Origin of the sequence: Pseudomonas sp. BP11-1-1 (genome assembly GCF_052112105.1) — a bacterium.
Classification (GTDB): domain Bacteria; phylum Pseudomonadota; class Gammaproteobacteria; order Pseudomonadales; family Pseudomonadaceae; genus Aquipseudomonas; species Aquipseudomonas alvandae.
On sequence record NZ_JAUTYU010000001.1, the window covers coordinates 1 to 16,338 of the forward strand.

At 61.0% G+C, this 16,338-nt stretch carries 11 protein-coding genes and 1 pseudogene; 7 read left to right on the forward strand and 5 right to left on the reverse strand.

Going from position 1 to position 16,338, the window contains the following annotated elements:
- The 5 genes and pseudogenes from Q7C33_RS00005 to Q7C33_RS00025 form a co-directional block, all read left to right on the forward strand.
- Positions 1-729: pseudogene (locus Q7C33_RS00005) on the forward strand (alkaline phosphatase family protein); the annotation flags it as partial.
- Between the two features lie 5 nt (positions 730-734).
- On the forward strand, positions 735-1,571 hold the full coding sequence (locus Q7C33_RS00010) for an ABC transporter permease (RefSeq protein ID WP_187293360.1): 837 nt from the start codon (positions 735-737) through the stop codon (positions 1,569-1,571).
- Positions 1,558-2,358, forward strand: coding sequence for an ABC transporter permease (locus Q7C33_RS00015; protein WP_030142357.1), 801 nt, complete (start codon positions 1,558-1,560; stop codon positions 2,356-2,358). The genes Q7C33_RS00010 and Q7C33_RS00015 overlap by 14 nt, the downstream gene beginning before the upstream one ends.
- The gene (locus tag Q7C33_RS00020; protein WP_030142358.1) at positions 2,355-3,344 is read left to right on the forward strand and encodes an ABC transporter ATP-binding protein; all 990 of its coding nucleotides are present in this window, start codon (positions 2,355-2,357) and stop codon (positions 3,342-3,344) included. Before Q7C33_RS00015 ends, Q7C33_RS00020 begins: the two co-directional genes overlap by 4 nt.
- Positions 3,345-3,378: 34 nt before the next feature.
- The gene (locus Q7C33_RS00025; RefSeq protein WP_407682637.1) at positions 3,379-4,032 is read left to right on the forward strand and encodes an HAD family hydrolase; all 654 of its coding nucleotides are present in this window, start codon (positions 3,379-3,381) and stop codon (positions 4,030-4,032) included.
- Positions 4,033-4,248: 216 nt separating this feature from the next.
- Here Q7C33_RS00025 and Q7C33_RS00030 read toward each other — a convergent pair whose 3' ends face one another.
- The 3 genes from Q7C33_RS00030 to Q7C33_RS00040 all read right to left on the reverse strand — a co-directional run bounded on the left by Q7C33_RS00030 (position 4,249) and on the right by Q7C33_RS00040 (position 6,870).
- Positions 4,249-5,037: a DUF2182 domain-containing protein gene (locus Q7C33_RS00030; protein ID WP_407682638.1), complete on the reverse strand. Its 789-nt coding sequence runs from the start codon at positions 5,035-5,037 to the stop codon at positions 4,249-4,251.
- A 2-nt stretch (positions 5,038-5,039) separates the two neighbouring features.
- Positions 5,040-5,675: a DUF1326 domain-containing protein gene (locus Q7C33_RS00035; protein WP_030142361.1), complete on the reverse strand. Its 636-nt coding sequence runs from the start codon at positions 5,673-5,675 to the stop codon at positions 5,040-5,042.
- Positions 5,676-5,907: 232 nt separating this feature from the next.
- Positions 5,908-6,870 carry a zinc-binding dehydrogenase gene (locus Q7C33_RS00040; RefSeq protein WP_030142362.1) on the reverse strand — a complete coding sequence of 321 codons (963 nt, stop codon included), beginning with the start codon at positions 6,868-6,870 and terminating at the stop codon, positions 5,908-5,910.
- Between the two features lie 139 nt (positions 6,871-7,009).
- Here Q7C33_RS00040 and Q7C33_RS00045 point away from each other — a divergent pair, with 139 nt between their 5' ends.
- Positions 7,010-9,088: a carboxy terminal-processing peptidase gene (locus Q7C33_RS00045; protein WP_187293361.1), complete on the forward strand. Its 2,079-nt coding sequence runs from the start codon at positions 7,010-7,012 to the stop codon at positions 9,086-9,088.
- Between the two features lie 130 nt (positions 9,089-9,218).
- Positions 9,219-11,006, forward strand: coding sequence for a bifunctional diguanylate cyclase/phosphodiesterase (locus Q7C33_RS00050; protein WP_407682639.1), 1,788 nt, complete (start codon positions 9,219-9,221; stop codon positions 11,004-11,006).
- Positions 11,007-11,207: 201 nt separating this feature from the next.
- Here the strand turns inward: Q7C33_RS00050 and Q7C33_RS00055 are convergent, their stop codons facing one another.
- Together Q7C33_RS00055 and Q7C33_RS00060 are read right to left on the reverse strand one after the other, a co-directional pair.
- On the reverse strand, positions 11,208-11,513 hold the full coding sequence (locus Q7C33_RS00055) for a hypothetical protein (protein ID WP_198798094.1): 306 nt from the start codon (positions 11,511-11,513) through the stop codon (positions 11,208-11,210).
- A 3-nt stretch (positions 11,514-11,516) separates the two neighbouring features.
- Positions 11,517-16,163, reverse strand: a complete 4,647-nt coding sequence (locus tag Q7C33_RS00060; RefSeq protein WP_407682640.1) for an RHS repeat-associated core domain-containing protein — start codon at positions 16,161-16,163, stop codon at positions 11,517-11,519.
- Between the last annotated feature and the right edge of the window lie 175 nt (positions 16,164-16,338).

Below are 16,338 nucleotides of genomic sequence, written 5' to 3' on the forward strand. Positions count from 1 at the left end.
GCTTATGTCGGCGCAGGACGCGGGGCGCTCGACAAGCGGGAATGTTAACTGCCCGCCCTGTCCCGCCCGCTCTACGAATGCATCCTTACCGGCGTCGTGCCCATCGACAGCGGGATCGTGCACAACAATGTCTCGCGCCTCTCGAACCAGCGCAGCATTTTCCATTACGCCACCGAGGCCGGCCTGGGTACGGCAGCCGCTGCCTATCATTGGGTCAGTGAGCTCTACAACGTTTCACCCTTCGTCGCCGGTCGTGATCGTCACACCGAAAACCCCGACCTGCCGATTCAGTACGGGCATTTCTACTGGAATGACCACTACCCCGATTCCCATCTGTTCGCCGACGCCGAGCACCTGCGCCAGCGCTACTCGCCGAACTTCCTGCTGGTGCATCCGATGAACATCGATGACGCCGGGCACAAACATGGCCTCGATACGCCGCAATACCGCAACAGCGCCCGCTCGGCCGATATCAACCTGGCGGTCTACCTGCAAGCCTGGCTCGACGCCGGTTATCAGGTGCTGGTGACGTCTGACCATGGCATGAACAACGACCGCTCCCACAACGGCCTACTGGCGGAAGAACGGGAAGTGCCGCTGTTTGTCCTCGGGAACGGCTTCAGCCTGGACGCCAACGCTGCCCCTCGGCAGACCGAGTTGTGCGGCACGATTTGCCAATTGCTCGGCATCGCCCACGACAAACCCTATTGCCAGGAGTTGCTCAAGTGAACGCCATGACGCGCGGCAAATGGCTGGCAGCGTTGTGCCTGGTGCCCTTCGCGATTTTCTTCATCGTGTTCCAGATCGCCCCGCTGCTGTGGGTGCTGGTCAACAGCCTGGAATCGGAAGAGTTCGGCTGGGGCCTCGCCAACTTCAGCAAGATCTTCAGTTCGAAGTTTTACCGGCAGGCGATCCAGCACAGCCTGGAAATCAGCTTCTGGTCCAGTGTGTTCGGCATCATCATCGCCGTGCTCGGCAGCTATTCCCTGCGCCGCGTCGACTCGCGCCTGCGCAACTTCGTCAACGCCTTCGCGAACATGACCAGCAACTTCGCCGGCGTGCCCCTGGCCTTCGCCTTCATCATCCTGCTGGGGTTCAACGGCAGCATCACGATCATGCTCAAGCAGGCGGGGATCATCGAGGATTTCAACCTGTATTCGAAAACCGGGCTGATCATTCTCTACACCTATTTCCAGATTCCCCTGGGCGTGTTGCTGCTCTACCCGGCCTTCGACGCGCTGCGTGAAGACTGGCGCGAGTCCGCCTCCCTGCTCGGCGCCAGCGGCTGGCAGTTCTGGCGGCACATCGGCTTGCCGGTGCTGACCCCGGCGCTGCTGGGCACGTTCGTGATCCTGCTGGCCAACGCCCTCGGCGCCTACGCGACGGTTTATGCGCTGACCACCGGCAACTTCAACGTGTTGCCGATACGCATCGCGGCCATGGTCTCCGGCGACATCTCCCTGGATCCGAACATGGCCAGTGCATTGGCCGTGGTGCTGGTGGCGTTGATGACCCTGGTAACCATCGTCCATCAACTGTTGCTCAAGAGGAGCTACCATGTCTCGCGCTGAATCGGGCCCCGCCGGGCTCTATCATCGGGCAGTGGTTTACCTGCTATTCGCCATTTTGCTGCTGCCCCTGGCCGGCACGCTGATTTACTCCATCGCCAGCAGTTGGTCGGCCACCGTGCTGCCCAGCGGCTTCACCTTCAAATGGTATGTGCAGTTGTGGAGCGATCCGCGTTTTCTCCATGCCTTCGGCCAATCCCTGATTGTCTGTGTGGGGGCGCTGGTGCTGTCGGTGGTGCTGATCCTGCCGTTGCTGTTCGTGGTGCATTACCACTTTCCCAAGCTCGATGCGCTGATGAACATTCTCATCCTGCTGCCCTTCGCGGTGCCGCCAGTGGTGTCGTCAGTGGGACTGTTGCAACTTTATGGTTCCGGGCCGCTGGCGATGGTCGGCACGCCGTGGATCCTGATCGGCTGTTACTTCACCGTTGCCCTGCCGTTCATGTACCGGGCGATCACCAACAATCTGCAAGCCATCAACCTGCGCGACCTGATGGACGCCGCGCAACTGCTCGGCGCCAGCACTTTCCAGGCCGCGTTGCTGGTGGTGCTGCCAAACCTGCGCAAGGGCCTGATGGTGGCGCTGCTGCTGTCCTTCTCGTTCCTGTTTGGCGAGTTCGTGTTTGCCAACATCCTCGTCGGCACCCGCTATGAAACGTTGCAGGTGTACCTGAACAACATGCGCAACAGCAGCGGTCACTTCACCAGTGCGCTGGTGATTTCCTACTTTTTCTTCGTACTGGTCCTGACCTGGGCGGCCAACATCTTGAACAAGGACAAAAGCCAATGAGCTACGTCAGCGTCCAACACCTGCAAAAAAGCTACGCCGGCACGCCGGTGTTCAGCGACATCAACTGTGAGATCCACAAGGGCGAATTCGTCACCCTTCTCGGCCCTTCCGGCTGCGGCAAGTCCACGCTGTTGCGCTGCATTGCCGGCCTGACGGCGGTGGATGACGGCAAGATCCTGCTGGACGGCCAGGACATCGTCCCCTTGAGCCCGCAAAAACGCGGGATCGGCATGGTCTTCCAGAGCTACGCCCTGTTCCCCAACATGACCGTGGAGCAGAACGTCGCCTTTGGCCTGCGCATGCAAAAGGTCGACGCCTCGGACAGCCGCCAGCGGGTGCTGGAGATCCTGCGCCTGGTGGAGCTGCACGACTTTGCCGCGCGCTACCCCCATCAACTTTCCGGAGGCCAATGCCAGCGCGTGGCCCTGGCCCGCTCCCTGGTGACCCGGCCCCGCCTGTTGTTGCTGGACGAGCCGCTGTCGGCCCTCGATGCACGGATTCGCAAGCACCTGCGCGAACAGATCCGACAGATCCAGCGCGAATTGGGTCTGACCACGATCTTTGTCACACACGATCAGGAAGAAGCCCTGACCATGTCTGACCGGATTTTCCTGATGAACCAGGGAAAGATCGTACAGAGCGGCGATGCCGAGACCCTCTACACGGCACCAGTCGATGTGTTTGCCGCCGGTTTCATTGGCAACTACAACCTGCTGGACGCCGACAGCGCCACCAAACTGCTGCAACGCCCGGTGAACGGTCGCATCGCGATTCGCCCGGAAGCCATCGAACTGAGTCGCAACGGCGAACCCGATGCGCTGATCCGCAGCCACAGCCTGCTGGGCAACGTGATCCGCTACCGGGTCGAGGCCCGTGGCGTGGAACTGGTGGTGGATGTGCTCAATCGCTCGGCCGCCGACCTGCATCCTGACGGTGCCCGGTTGGCACTTTCCATCGATCCGTCGGCCCTGTGTGAGGTAGCCTGACGGCCTTGTTGATTTTGAGAAGGAAAACGCGCTGATGGCCCTGGCAATTTTTGATCTGGACGAAACCCTGATCCACGGCGACTGCGCCACCCTCTGGAGCGAACAGATGGGACGCCTGGGCTGGGTCGATCCGGAGTCGTTCATGCGGCGCAACAACGAGCTGATGGACGCCTACAGCCACGGCAAGCTGCGCATGGAAGAGTACATGGACTTCAGCCTGGAGCCGATGATCGGCCGCACGCCGGAAGAAATCGAACACCTCGTCGCGCCGTGGGTGGAGGATTTCATCGAGCCGATCATCTTCAGCGACGCCACCAAGACCATCGCCGAACACCGCAAGGCCGGCGACAGGATCCTGGTGATCTCGGCTTCGGGCACCCACCTGGTCAAGCCGATTGCCGAACGCCTGGGCATCGATGAGATCCTGGCGATCGAACTTGAAGTGGCCCACGGGGTGTACAGCGGCAAGACCGTGGGCACCCTGACCTACCGCGAAGGCAAGATCACCCGGTTGCTGGATTGGCTGGATGCCGAAGAGGAGAACCTTGAAGGCGCGAGTTTCTATTCCGATTCGCGCAACGACTTGCCGTTGTTGCTGCGGGTGGATTACCCGCATGTGGTGAATCCGGATCAGGTTTTGAAAGCTCATGCCGAGCTGGCTGGGTGGCCAATCCATACCTGGAAATAACCCCCGGACGAGAAAAACACTCCGGTCCCTGTGGCGAGGGAGCTTGCTCCCGCTCGGCTGCGAAGCAGTCGTAAAACCGGCTGACGCGGTCTACCTGGATAGTTGCGCCGTCCCGATTGGGGCGGCTGCGCCACCCAGCGGGAGCAAGCTCCCTCGCCACGGGGGCGATCCAAGCCTGCGGATACAAGACCTGTGCGAGCTTGCTCGCCCACAGGTTCAACCCAGCAGCAGCCAAAAACTCCAGCCGATCAACAACACACCACAGATACGACTGAGCCAGAGCCCCTGGGGCAGGTTTTTCTCCAGCAGGATGAAGGCCCCGATCACTGCCACCCAGAACAGGTTCATCACGCCGACTACGAACAGCAGCCCCATCAGCGCCCAACAGCAGCCCAGGCAATAAGCGCCATGGGCCAGGCCCATGCGCCAGCCGCCGAGCACGTCGGGGCGCCAGTAGCTGAGCAGAAAATGCAACGGCCCGCGACAATGCTCGAGGCAGGCCGCCTTGCTGGGCAGCCACTGATAGACACCCGCGACCAGCAGCAGACCGGCGCCCAACACAGTACTGCTGCTGCGCATCGCCGGAGTGAGCAAGGCCAGTTGTTCGAGTGCCCACTGCAGCGCCGTGGCGCCCAAGGCGAAGCCGACCCAGACCAGGCCATAGGCGCTGCAGAACAGCAGCAAGGCCAAGTGTCGCTTCGGTGACGGCATGCACTTGCGCAGCATCTGCTGATAGATCAGCAACATGGGCAATGCGCTGGGCAGCATCATGCCCAGCATCATCACCCCCCACATGGCAAACATCAGCAGCGCATCGGCCAGGCTCCAAGGCATGACCATACCGGCCATTGCCGCATCAGCCATGCCACCCGGCGCGCTCATGTCGCGGGCCATGCGCAGCAGCATGAGCCAGGCCAGGGCGGTCAGCGCGAGCAGGCAGAACACCAATAACCACTGCTCGCCAGTCAGTCGCCTGCCCTGGGTCACTGCCTGAGGTGCTTCCATCGCTACGGCTCTATGCCGTGGCCAGTGAAGTGCACGTGGGCGAGGTGGCTATGGCTGCCCTGGGATTGCAGCTTGAGGGCTGAATGCGTCTGGTAGCTGCCGCTGGCGACTTCGGCCTCATGGAACTCGAAGCCCTCGGGCAGGGACAGGCGGACGCGATGAGGCGAGCCGTCGATCGGGCTGCGGATCGGCTCGCCGCTGGCCTGCAGCACGCCTGGAATGTCCAGGTGCGCCAGGCGCTGGTCGACATCGATGGACAGGGTGATGGGCACGAATTGTGGTTCGAACGCCTCACTCATGGTGCTGCTGAACACCTGGAACACGTTGGCCCCGGGGTCGCTCTCCAGGCCAGAGAGGATAGTCAGCAGGGCTTGGCGTTGCGCCTCGTCGGCGCGTTCATCGATGAACACCTGGCAACTGCCTTTGCCCTCATGGATAGCGCCCGGCCAAGCGAAGGTGGCGGCCCAGCACAAGCCGTCCAACGTGACTTGCTCGAAATACCCGCGTTCCACCCGCATCGACGCCACTGCCTGGCAGTGGCCATGGGTCGGTGGCGCATTGAATTGGCACGGGCAGCCCCAATTGCAGTTGCAGGCTATGAACTCGACGCCCTGCATGCGCCATTCGGCGATGGCCATGATCACTCTCTTCACCTGGCGGTGAAATAAAAGCTGCGGTTACCCCATCCCCTCATTGATTAACGCTAGCAGGGCGCGCGCATCGGATACGGGCTGCCGACCAAAGGTCAGCGTGCCGGAGTCGCCCTTGCCTCCTGTGTGGGAGCTTGCTCGCGATGGCGGTCGAGCATTCAACAGCCTTGTTGACTGTCACGCCGCTATCGCGAGCAAGCTCGCTCCCACAGGATCTGCATCAGCTCAAGCTTTCATCGACCACCAGCACCAACTTCCCGGACACCGTGTTCGTCGCCAGTTCCGCAAACGCCGCTTCGGCATCGGTGACCGCAAACGTCCGGGCCAACTGAGGGCTCAAGCGTTTATCAGCGAACAACGGCCATACCTGCTGCCCCAGTTCGCTGATCAGATCGGCCTTGAATTGATCGTTGCGACTGCGCAGGGTCGAGCCGAGCAATTGGATGCGCTTGCCCAGCACCTGGGCCAAGTCGAGTTCGGTCGTGCGGCCGCCCATGAGGCCGATCAATACCCAGCGGCCGTCAACTGACAAAAGTTTCACGTTGAGGCTGGCGTAGTTCGCGCCGACCGGATCGAGGATCACATCGAACGGCGCGAAGTCGTTCAGGCTGTTGATATCGTCGGTGCGCACCACGCCGCCCTGGGCCCCCAACGCCTCGCAATAGGCCAGCCGATCCGCCGAACCGACGCTCACCCAGCATGGGTTGCCAAACGCCTTGCAGAGCTGGATTGCCGCCGAGCCGACGCCACTGGCACCGGCGTGCAGCAGCACTTTTTCACCCGGCCGCAACCCGGCAAGCTGGAACAGGTTCAGCCACGCGGTGCCGTAGACCTCAGGCAGCGCGGCCGCTTCAGCCATCGACAGGCCTTCAGGTACCGGCAGCACGTGGCGGCCGTCGACCACCACTTCTTCGGCCATCCCACCGCCCGCCAACAGGGCGCAGACGCGGTCGCCGACCTGCCAGGAAGAGCCAGGCCCGACTTCGCTGATCACCCCGGAACACTCGAGCCCCAGCACCTGGCTGGCGCCCGGAGGCGGTGGATAATGCCCGGCTTTCTGCAATAAATCGGCCCGGTTCAGGCCGGCGGCCGCCACACGGATGCGAACTTGCCCCGCATCGCAGGCCGGACTCGGCTCATCTGCCCATACCACTTGACCTTCAACGCCTTGCAATGCTTTCACGGTGCCTCCATAGTGAGTCTCGACTGGGCCCGCTGCTTCAACGCCGGGCTTTCTTGCATTATGCGCCCGGGCCACATGGAACCGGCGACTTCAAAGACGGCCTAATATGCGTTATCAATTGTCCCTGCGTCGAATCAGCATGAAGCACTTGTTCCCCAGTACTGCACTTGCCCTTTTCATTGGCCTCGGCGTTTCGACGCTTTCGAGCAATACGTTTGCGGCCAACAGCTGGGACAAGCTTCAGCCCGATCGCGACGAGGTGATCGCCAGCCTCAACGTCGTCGAGCTGCTCAAGCGCCATCACTACAGCAAGCCGCCGCTCGATGACGCACGCTCGGTCATCATCTATGACAGCTACCTGAAGCTGCTTGATCCGTCGCGCAGTTATTTCCTGGCCAGCGACATTGCCGAATTCGACAAGTGGAAGACCCAGTTCGACGACTTCCTCAAGAGCGGCGACCTGAACGCCGGCTTCGTCATCTACAAGCGCTACCTGGATCGCGTCAAGGCGCGCCTGGACTACGCCCTGGCGGAGTTGAACAAGGGCGTCGACAAGATCGATTTCAATGCCAAGGAAACCTTGCTGGTCGACCGCAAGGATGCGCCTTGGCTCAAAAGCACGGCCGAACTCGACGACCTCTGGCGCAAACGCGTCAAGGACGAAGTGCTGCGCATGAAGATCGCCGGCAAGGATTCCAAGCAGATCCAGGAAACCCTGACCAAGCGCTACAAGAACCAATTGGCGCGCCTGGACCAGACCCGCGCCGAGGACGTCTTCCAGGCCTACATCAACACCTTCGCGATGTCCTACGACCCGCACACCAATTATCTGTCGCCGGATAACGCGGAAAATTTCGACATCAACATGAGCCTGTCCCTCGAAGGGATTGGCGCGGTACTGCAGAGCGACAACGACCAGGTCAAGATCGTGCGCCTGGTGCCAGCTGGCCCGGCAGACAAGACCAAGCAGGTCGGCCCGGCAGACAAGATCATCGGTGTCGCCCAGGGCAGCAAGGAAATGGTCGACGTGGTCGGCTGGCGCCTGGACGAAGTGGTCAAGCTGATCCGTGGCCCGAAAGGCTCGGTGGTTCGCCTGGAAGTCATTCCGGCCAGCAATGCGCCGAACGACCAGACCAGTAAAGTCGTGTCCATCACCCGTGAAGCGGTGAAGCTGGAAGAACAGGCCGCGAAAAAGTCGGTCCTCAACCTCAAGCAGGACGGCAAGGACTACAAGCTCGGCATCATCGAGATCCCGGCGTTCTACCTCGACTTCAAGGCCTTCCGCGCCGGGGATCCGGACTACAAGAGCACCACCCGCGACGTGAAGAAACTGCTGACCGAATTGCAGAAGGAAAAAGTCGACGGCGTCGTGATCGACCTGCGCAACAACGGCGGCGGCTCCTTGCAGGAAGCCACCGAGCTGACCAGCCTGTTCATCGACAAAGGCCCGACCGTGCTGGTGCGTAACGCCGATGGCCGGGTGGATGTGCTGGAAGATGAAAATCCGGGCGCGTTCTACAAAGGGCCAATGGCCTTGCTGGTCAATCGCCTGTCGGCCTCGGCCTCGGAGATTTTTGCCGGCGCCATGCAGGACTATCACCGCGCGCTGATCATCGGCGGCCAGACCTTCGGCAAAGGCACCGTGCAAACCATCCAGCCGCTGAACCACGGCGAACTGAAGCTGACCCTGGCGAAGTTCTACCGGGTCTCCGGCCAGAGCACCCAGCACCAGGGCGTGCTGCCTGACATCGATTACCCGTCGATCATCGACACCAAGGAAATCGGTGAAAGCGCCTTGCCCGAGGCCATGCCGTGGGACACCATCCGACCCGCGATCAAGCCGGCCGTGGATCCGTTCAAGCCGTACCTGGCCCAGCTGAAATCCGAGCATGACGCCCGCACGGCCCAGGACGCGGAGTTTGTGTTCATTCGCGACAAGCTGGCCTTGGCGCAAAAGCTGATGACCGAGAAAACCGTCAGCCTCAACGAAGCCGATCGCCGGGCGCAGCATGCCGACATCGAGGCCAAGCAACTGGCGATGGAAAACCTGCGTCGCAAGGCCAAGGGCGAAGAGCCGCTCAAAGAGCTGAAGAAAGAAGACGAAGACCTCATCACCGAACCGGAAAAGACCAAGCCGGAGGACGATGCCTACCTGAGCGAAACCGGGCGGATCCTGTTGGATTACCTGAAACTCAACACGGCGGTCGCCAAGCACTGAGATGATGGCCATTTAATGGTGACGCTCGTCGGAGTGTCATCAAACTGACATCAGTCTGTCGTGAAATACAGGACCGGGCGCACCCCAGCAGGGGTTGCGCCCAGTCCTTTTTTTATCGCCAGAGATCGCCATGACCACGATAGAACAGCTGAGTGCCTTGAGCTCAATCCTGACTCAAAGCGGTTTGCACAGTCTGTTCCAACCTATCGTCTGCCTCTCTGAACGACGTATCCTGGGCTACGAAGCCTTGACCCGTGGCCCGTCGAACAGCCCGCTGCACTCCCCCATCGCATTACTGTCCGTGGCCCGCCAGGCCGGACGGCTCACCGAATTGGAACTGGCCTGCCGACGCAGTGCCTGCCAGCGCTTCAATGAGCAAAAGCTGCCGGGCAAATTGTTCCTCAACGTGTCGCCCGAATCCTTGCTCGAAGCGGCGCACCAGACCGGTCGTACCTTGCAGCTCTTGCAAGACTTCGGCATTTCGCCCAGCCAGGTCGTCATCGAACTGACCGAACAAACCCCGATCGATGATTTCCAGCTCCTGCAAACCGCCCTGCATCACTATCGGGCCATGGGTTTTTCGATTGCCTTGGATGACCTCGGCGCCGGTTATTCAAGCTTGCGGCTCTGGTCGGAACTGCGGCCGGATTATGTGAAGATCGACCGCCACTTCATCGATGGCATTCACCAGGACGCGCTCAAGCGCGAGTTCGTCGGTTCGATCCTGAAGATTGCCCAGGCCTCACGGGCCCAGGTGATTGCCGAGGGAATAGAATTGCCGGAAGAACTGGCCGTGTTGATCGAGATGGGCGTCGATCTGGTCCAGGGCTACCTGCTCGCCCGGCCCCAGGAATACCCATCCCACGACGCCAAGGCGCTGATGCCTCGCTCAGACAGCGGCACGACGCCACTGGGCGACGAAGTCAACGACCTTGGCGCATTGCTCAACGAACAACCGGCAGTGACCCACAACACACCGACGGCGGCAGTCCTGGACGCGTTCCGCCGCCAGGCCAACCTCAACTCCCTGGCGGTACTGGATGACCGTGGCCAACCGTGCGGCATCGTCCATCGCCATTCACTCTCGGACGCCCTGCTCAAACCCTTCGCCACCGACCTGTTCGCGCGCAAGCCCATCAGCCGCCTGATGAGCGACGACTTCCTCGCGGTGGAACTCAACCAGTCCCTGCAGCAAGTCAGCCGGCTCATTACCAGCCGCGCCCGGCAACGCATCGAAGAAGATTTCATCATCACCCTCAACGGCAACTACATGGGATTGGGCCGGGTCATCGACGTGCTCAAACTCATCACGGAGCTGAAAATCCAGCAAGCCCGCTACGCCAACCCCCTGACCTTGCTGCCCGGTAACGTGCCGATCCAGCAATGCCTGACCCGCCTGTTGCAGCAACGGCAGGAATCGGTGATCTGCTACGTCGACATCGACAGCTTCAAACCTTTCAACGACATCTATGGCTATGGCCGCGGCGACGAAGTCCTACTCTGCCTGGCGCAATGCCTGAACGAACGCATCGACCCCAGCCGCGACTTCGTCGGCCACATCGGCGGCGACGACTTCCTGCTGGTCCTCGGCCCGGATGACTGGCGCAAACGCCTGACCCAACTCCTCAACGACTTCCAAACCCACTGCCGCCGTTTCTACCGCCCCGAACATCTCGAGGCTGGATGTTTTACCGCGCTGAACCGCCAGGGAGTGCGGCAGGAGTTTGCGTTGCTGTCGCTGTCGATTGGGGTGGTGCACCTGCGTTCCGAGGCCTGCGGAGAGCTGGATGCCAGCCAGTTGGCGGAGATGGCTTCACAGGCGAAGCATCATGCCAAGGAGATTGTGGGCGGGAGTGTGTACTTGATTAATGGTGCGATCGAGCAGGCACCGGTCCTGGAGTTGGGGCTATCGGTGTGAAAGTGGGTTGCCTTCACCCCAACGGAATGGCAGCTACAAATCCTGTGGCGAGGGAGCTTGCTCCCGCTGGGCTGCGTACAGCCCCGTTGGCCGAGTAGCCTGTGTCAGGCTTTTAGCTGATCCGTTGTGGGAGCGAGCCTGCTCGCGAAAGCGGTTTAGCAGGCAGCATCAACTCAAATCATCTGACCCTATTGCCAAGTCCTACTTTTTTAGTTTATTTAGCGCGTTCGTTAGTACTTCTTCCAGCTCCGCCCAGTTCTTTGCGTATTCACAGTGTATTGGAGTATCCCAGTTAGATTCTGATATCAGAACGACTCTAAAGTGGCCATCCTTACAAAATTCCGGGTACCAACCGATATCTAAAATTTGATCCAAGGGGAAGCTGACTTGAAACAGGTCCTCTTTCAGGTCATCTATAAGCAGCGTTGGCTCCGCTGTTTGGTTTAAATGCGAAATATCATCAAATGTTATTTTTCCGCCAAGCTCGTTTATTTTCTGAGTGTTCATCAATTACTTCTTCTTGGTGAATTTTTTAAACGATTCTTCGGATATCGGGTGCCCGTGTATTGTGCGGGCGCTCAATTCAACTCTCATATATCGAGTTTCTTTGCCGTCGTTTGCTCCGACCGTTCGTCCCAGATCCATAATTTTCCATGGCTTCCCATTATTAACACTTTGTCCGTTTGCAAAAACATAACGCTCCAGTGCTTCAATATCAGTACCCGGTAAATATCTGGCAGCACCACCGTTGGCAGTAGATTTTACAACGGCGGGCCAAGGCGCTTTTGGAGAAACATGCTTATTACCGTGATTTGTCCATTCGACATCTGGAAGCTTGGGTGTACCTTTGTTGACACTCGTTTTGTGTCCAGGAGCTTGATCGCCCTGTTCAGGAGCGCATTTACCTTTTCCTGGACAATCCTCCAACCCCAACGGATCCACCCAGCCCGTCGGGTTCAGGGTGTATCGATACCCATTGAGCCCGCCCTTGAGCTTGCTCGGATCCAGCGTCAGATACCGCCCCGTCTCCGGATTGTAGTACCGGTGCCGGTTGTAATGCAGGCCGCTTTCCCGGTCGTGGTATTGGCCTTGAAAGCGCAGCGGTTGTTCCAGGCGCTTGCCGTTGCCGTGCTTTAGCTCGGTGAGTTTGCCGTAACCGTTGTAGCGCGCCGCCCAGACAATTTCACCCTGGTGGCTGGTCAGTTCCTGCGGCGTGCCGAGGTGGTCGTTGTGGTAGTGGAACGGCGTGGCGTTGTCCGGGCCCTCGCCTTCCAGCAGGGCCAATGGGCGGAAGGTGCCGGGTTCGTAGACGTAGCTTTGGTAGTGGCGGTCGCTGCTTTCGGCGATGACTTGGTCGCCTTGCCAGATGAATTCCGTGGTGTTTCCAGCCACGGTCTTTTCGATGCGTCGGCCGAAGGCGTCGTAGCGGTAGGACGTTTCGTTGCCGTCCGGGCTGGTGACGCCGATGAGGCGGTGTTGGCTGTCGTAGCGGTAGTGGGTGACGAGGCATTGGGCTTTGCCGCGGCGTTCGCGGATGAGGTTGCCGTAGGCGTCGTAGTCGTAGTGGCGGTCGCCCTCCATGAGCAGGCGGTTGCCCTTGAGGGTGGTAGGGCCGGGGCGGTCTTGCAGCAAGAGGTTGCCGGCTGGGTCGTGGGCGAAGCGTTCGGGGCCTTGGCTGTGGGCATAGTCGATGCGAAGCAGACGATCTTGCGAGTCGTACTGGTAGCTGCGGCGGTTTCGATTGTCAGAAAGGGCGGCGAGGTTGCCGTTGGCGCTGTAGGAGTAATCGCGCCAGAACAATTGGTGCTGCTGGGTCTGCCACACGGTTTGGGCTTTGAGGCGACCTTGTTCGTCGTAGCGGTAGTCGCTGAGCAGCAGGCCTTGCTGGCGTTGGGTTTCGCGGCCGCCCTTGAAACGGTGTTCGGTCAGGCAGGTGCCGTTGAGGTCGATGGCGATCAGCGCACCGCCTCGAGCATGGCGGTAGTCGAGGGTACTGCGGTCGGGCAGTCGGCAGTGGATCAAGCGACCGACGCTGTCGTAGCGATAACGCAGGGTGGCCCAGCCCTGGTGTTCGGCGACGAGACGGTCTCGGGCGTCGTACTCGTAGGCCAGCGGCCAATGGCCGTCGTCGACGCTGACCAAGCGGCCGAGGGCGTCGTAGCGGTAATCGATCGCTGTGCCGTCGGGCAGGGTCTTGCGCAGCAGGCGCCCAGCGCTGTCGCGTTGGTAGGCGGTGATGCGCTGGCTGCCGTCGGCGCCAAACTCGGTTTTTTCCAGCAGGTGACCGTTGAGGTCGTAGGCATAACCGGTGCGCTGGCCGTCGAAGCCGGTTTCCTGTCGGATCAGTCCGTTGGGCGTGTAGTCCAGCCGATAGTGTTCGCCGGATTCGTTCTCGATGTCCGTCAGCAACAGCCGCGCCGAGTCGTAGCGATACTTCAGCTCGCTGCCGTCGGGGTTGAGGCGGCGGCTGATCAGGTGCAAATCGTCGGCGTATTCGTAGCGGGTGGTGCGCCCCAGTTCGTCCTGCTCGGCGATGACTTTGCCGTAGGCGTTGTAGCGCCAGGTGCGGGTGGCGCCACCGGGCAAGGTGGTCTGCAGCAAGCGGCCCACGGCGTCCCATTGGTAATGGGTGATAGCGCCGTGTTCGTCCTGGCGGGTCAGCAAACGCCCTTGGGCGTCGTAGGAAAAACACCGCCGACTGCCATCGGGCAGGGTTTCTTCCGTCAACTGGCCCAGGCGGTTGCGCACAAAATAATGGGCGCTGGCGTCCGGGTAGCTGATGGTTTTCAGTTGCCCTTGGCCGTCGTAGTGGTACCAGGTGCTTTGGCCGTCCGGGTCGATGGCCTCGATGACATCGCCCTGGTCGTTGCGGCGGTAGGTCCACACGGCTTTACCGCGCTGCCGGGTGTGCAGGAAACCGTTGCGGTATTCGTAGGACGTAGGCTCGTATTCAGGCGGAATCAGCGCCACCAGCCGTCCGACTTCGTCGTAGCGATATTCAGTGACGGCGCCGAGCGGGTCTTGCTCGGCGATCAGCCGGCCCTGTTCGTCATAGGCCTTGAGGTGTTCACCGCCGGCGGGATCGACCTGGCGCACCAGTCGCGCGCGGTCGTCGTGGACGTAGACTTCCTGGCTGCCATCAAGGTTGTGAACGGTGACGCTGCCGTCCTCGCCCCAGGTGTAGCGGCTGTCCATCTGGGCGAACGACGCCCAATGCCGCACGCAGCGCGCCGCCGGACCGGAGCCCTGCCACTCCCAGTAAAAACTCGCGCCGCCGGCCAGTTGCCGCTGGAGGATGACGTGCTGGTCGTCGTAGTCGTAGCGCTCGCTTTCGCCAGCCGCGTTGGTCGCTTCGATGAGTCGGAAACGGCCGTCGTAGCGGTAGGAAACCAGCGTTTGTTCAGTGCGCCAACTTTCGTCGCGGGTCGGCGCCGGGTGAAAACTCTGGTAATCGATGGCGACCAGGTGGCGGTGTTCGTAGCGTAAACGCAGGCAGCGTCCGGCGCCGTTGTCCAGCCGGCTGATGTCACCGTAGATGTTGCGCTGGATCGTCAGGCGGTTGTCGTACCGATCGCTCAGGGCGATCAGACAACCGTCGCGAAAATGTAGGAAAGGGGCGTCTTCGCCGGGCTGGGCGATGATCAATTCGTCCGGCTCATTGCTCAGGTAGATCGCCGCGCGGGCCAGGCTGTTGTGGATGGCCGGGCGTTGCAGGCTGGGCCGGGGAAAGGTGGTGCGACGGTTTTCCTGGTCGAGCCAGATGACCTGCTCGCCTTCGATCAGCAGGCGATGGGCCAGGGCATGGCTCCACCCGCGGCCGAGGCCGATGTCCAGCTCGGCGGCGCTGGTGCGATAGAGGCGGGTGAAGGTAAACGGCAAGCGTCCGTCGAGGATGCCGTCGTCCAGGGTCAGCAGTTCTTCGCCGGTGACCATCGACACCGGGCAGCCGTGGGTGCGGGTCTGGGCGGCGCTGTCGGCCGGGTCGCCGTTGGGGTTTGTCGATTGGGTGGGGACGTCGTCGTGGTGTTCCTGCTTTTTCAGCGTGGTGTTGCGCTGCGCGTCCCAGCGCAACTGCATCCGTCCCTTCTTGACACCAACGGCGATGCCTCGCGCCGCCACGGTTTTATAACGGTCGACGTAGCCCATGAAGCCGTTCACCAGCGCGAAAATGGCGCTGATAAAACGCTTCACCGCGTCCAACAGCCGTGCGCCGTACCGGAACAAGCGCATCGTCAAATAGGCAATGCCCGCCCCCACACCGACAAAGGTCAGCACCACGCCGATCAGCAGATCAATCGCCAATTGCACAACCATCGTGGCGACTGCCGCCGCTGTCCCGCCCGCTAATTCGCTGGGTGGTAGCATCTCCAGCCAAAGCATGGCGGTTCGCACCAGCAGGCAGAGCGCCGCTTCGTCACTGACGAGTAGCTGTAGCTTCGCCATGACCTGTGGTGCCGACTTGGCAAGCTTGACAAAATCGTCCGCACTGCTGCCCAACCGGTCGCCAAATTGGCTGGGATCCTTGAGGATGTCCGACAGCAAACCGATGCTGTCCCACACGCCTTCGATCGCCGCCCAACCGCCAGCGAGCAAGCCATTGCCCACCGCTGCCGCCGAAGTCGCCAACGACTGCTGGGCCCACTGCGGCTTGAAACCCTGCCACTCGCCGCGCAGCCAGTCCGTCAGATCGGAGCTCAAGCCGTCGTAGGAAGAAAACAGATCGTCAATTTGCTTGGGGGATACGTCGCCTTGGACGTGAACCCGATAGGACCGCCCCGCCTCGCCCTTGAAAGTCCCGATACCCTGGGCGTCAAGCGTGACTGGAGTGACTTCGCCCGTGTCCACCGACACCACATCGACCACGATGTCGCCCAGCGGGATGTCATACACAGACTCGAGCTTGCTCTCGATCGTCATGCTCCCGCCTTGCGGGCACTGGGCGACGGAAGAGAGAAAATCCTTGTCTTCGATACTGACAGCGGTAATGCCGTCGCCGAAACGAATCAGCCGCTCCATACCCATCAGTGAAGGCAGGTCGGTTGCTTGGCTGGCCCGGTCCGCAGCCCGGCTGTACCAACTTTCGAGCTGCTCGCGGTAGAGAGGGAGGGTGTCCTTGAAGTCGTCGAGTGCCTCCTCGATGCGGCGCACCTGATCCATCAGGACGGGGCTCGGCCATGAGGCAGCAGGAAAAAACGGTCGGACATGGAGGAGCATCTCGCGAGAAATCGGGAAGCGCGAGACTTTGCCGGGGACGGCAGGAAAAATAAGTCAGATAAGGAGACGCAGCTCGTAGGATCGTTCTTTAATTGGCCCTACAGGACCGGCCCACAAG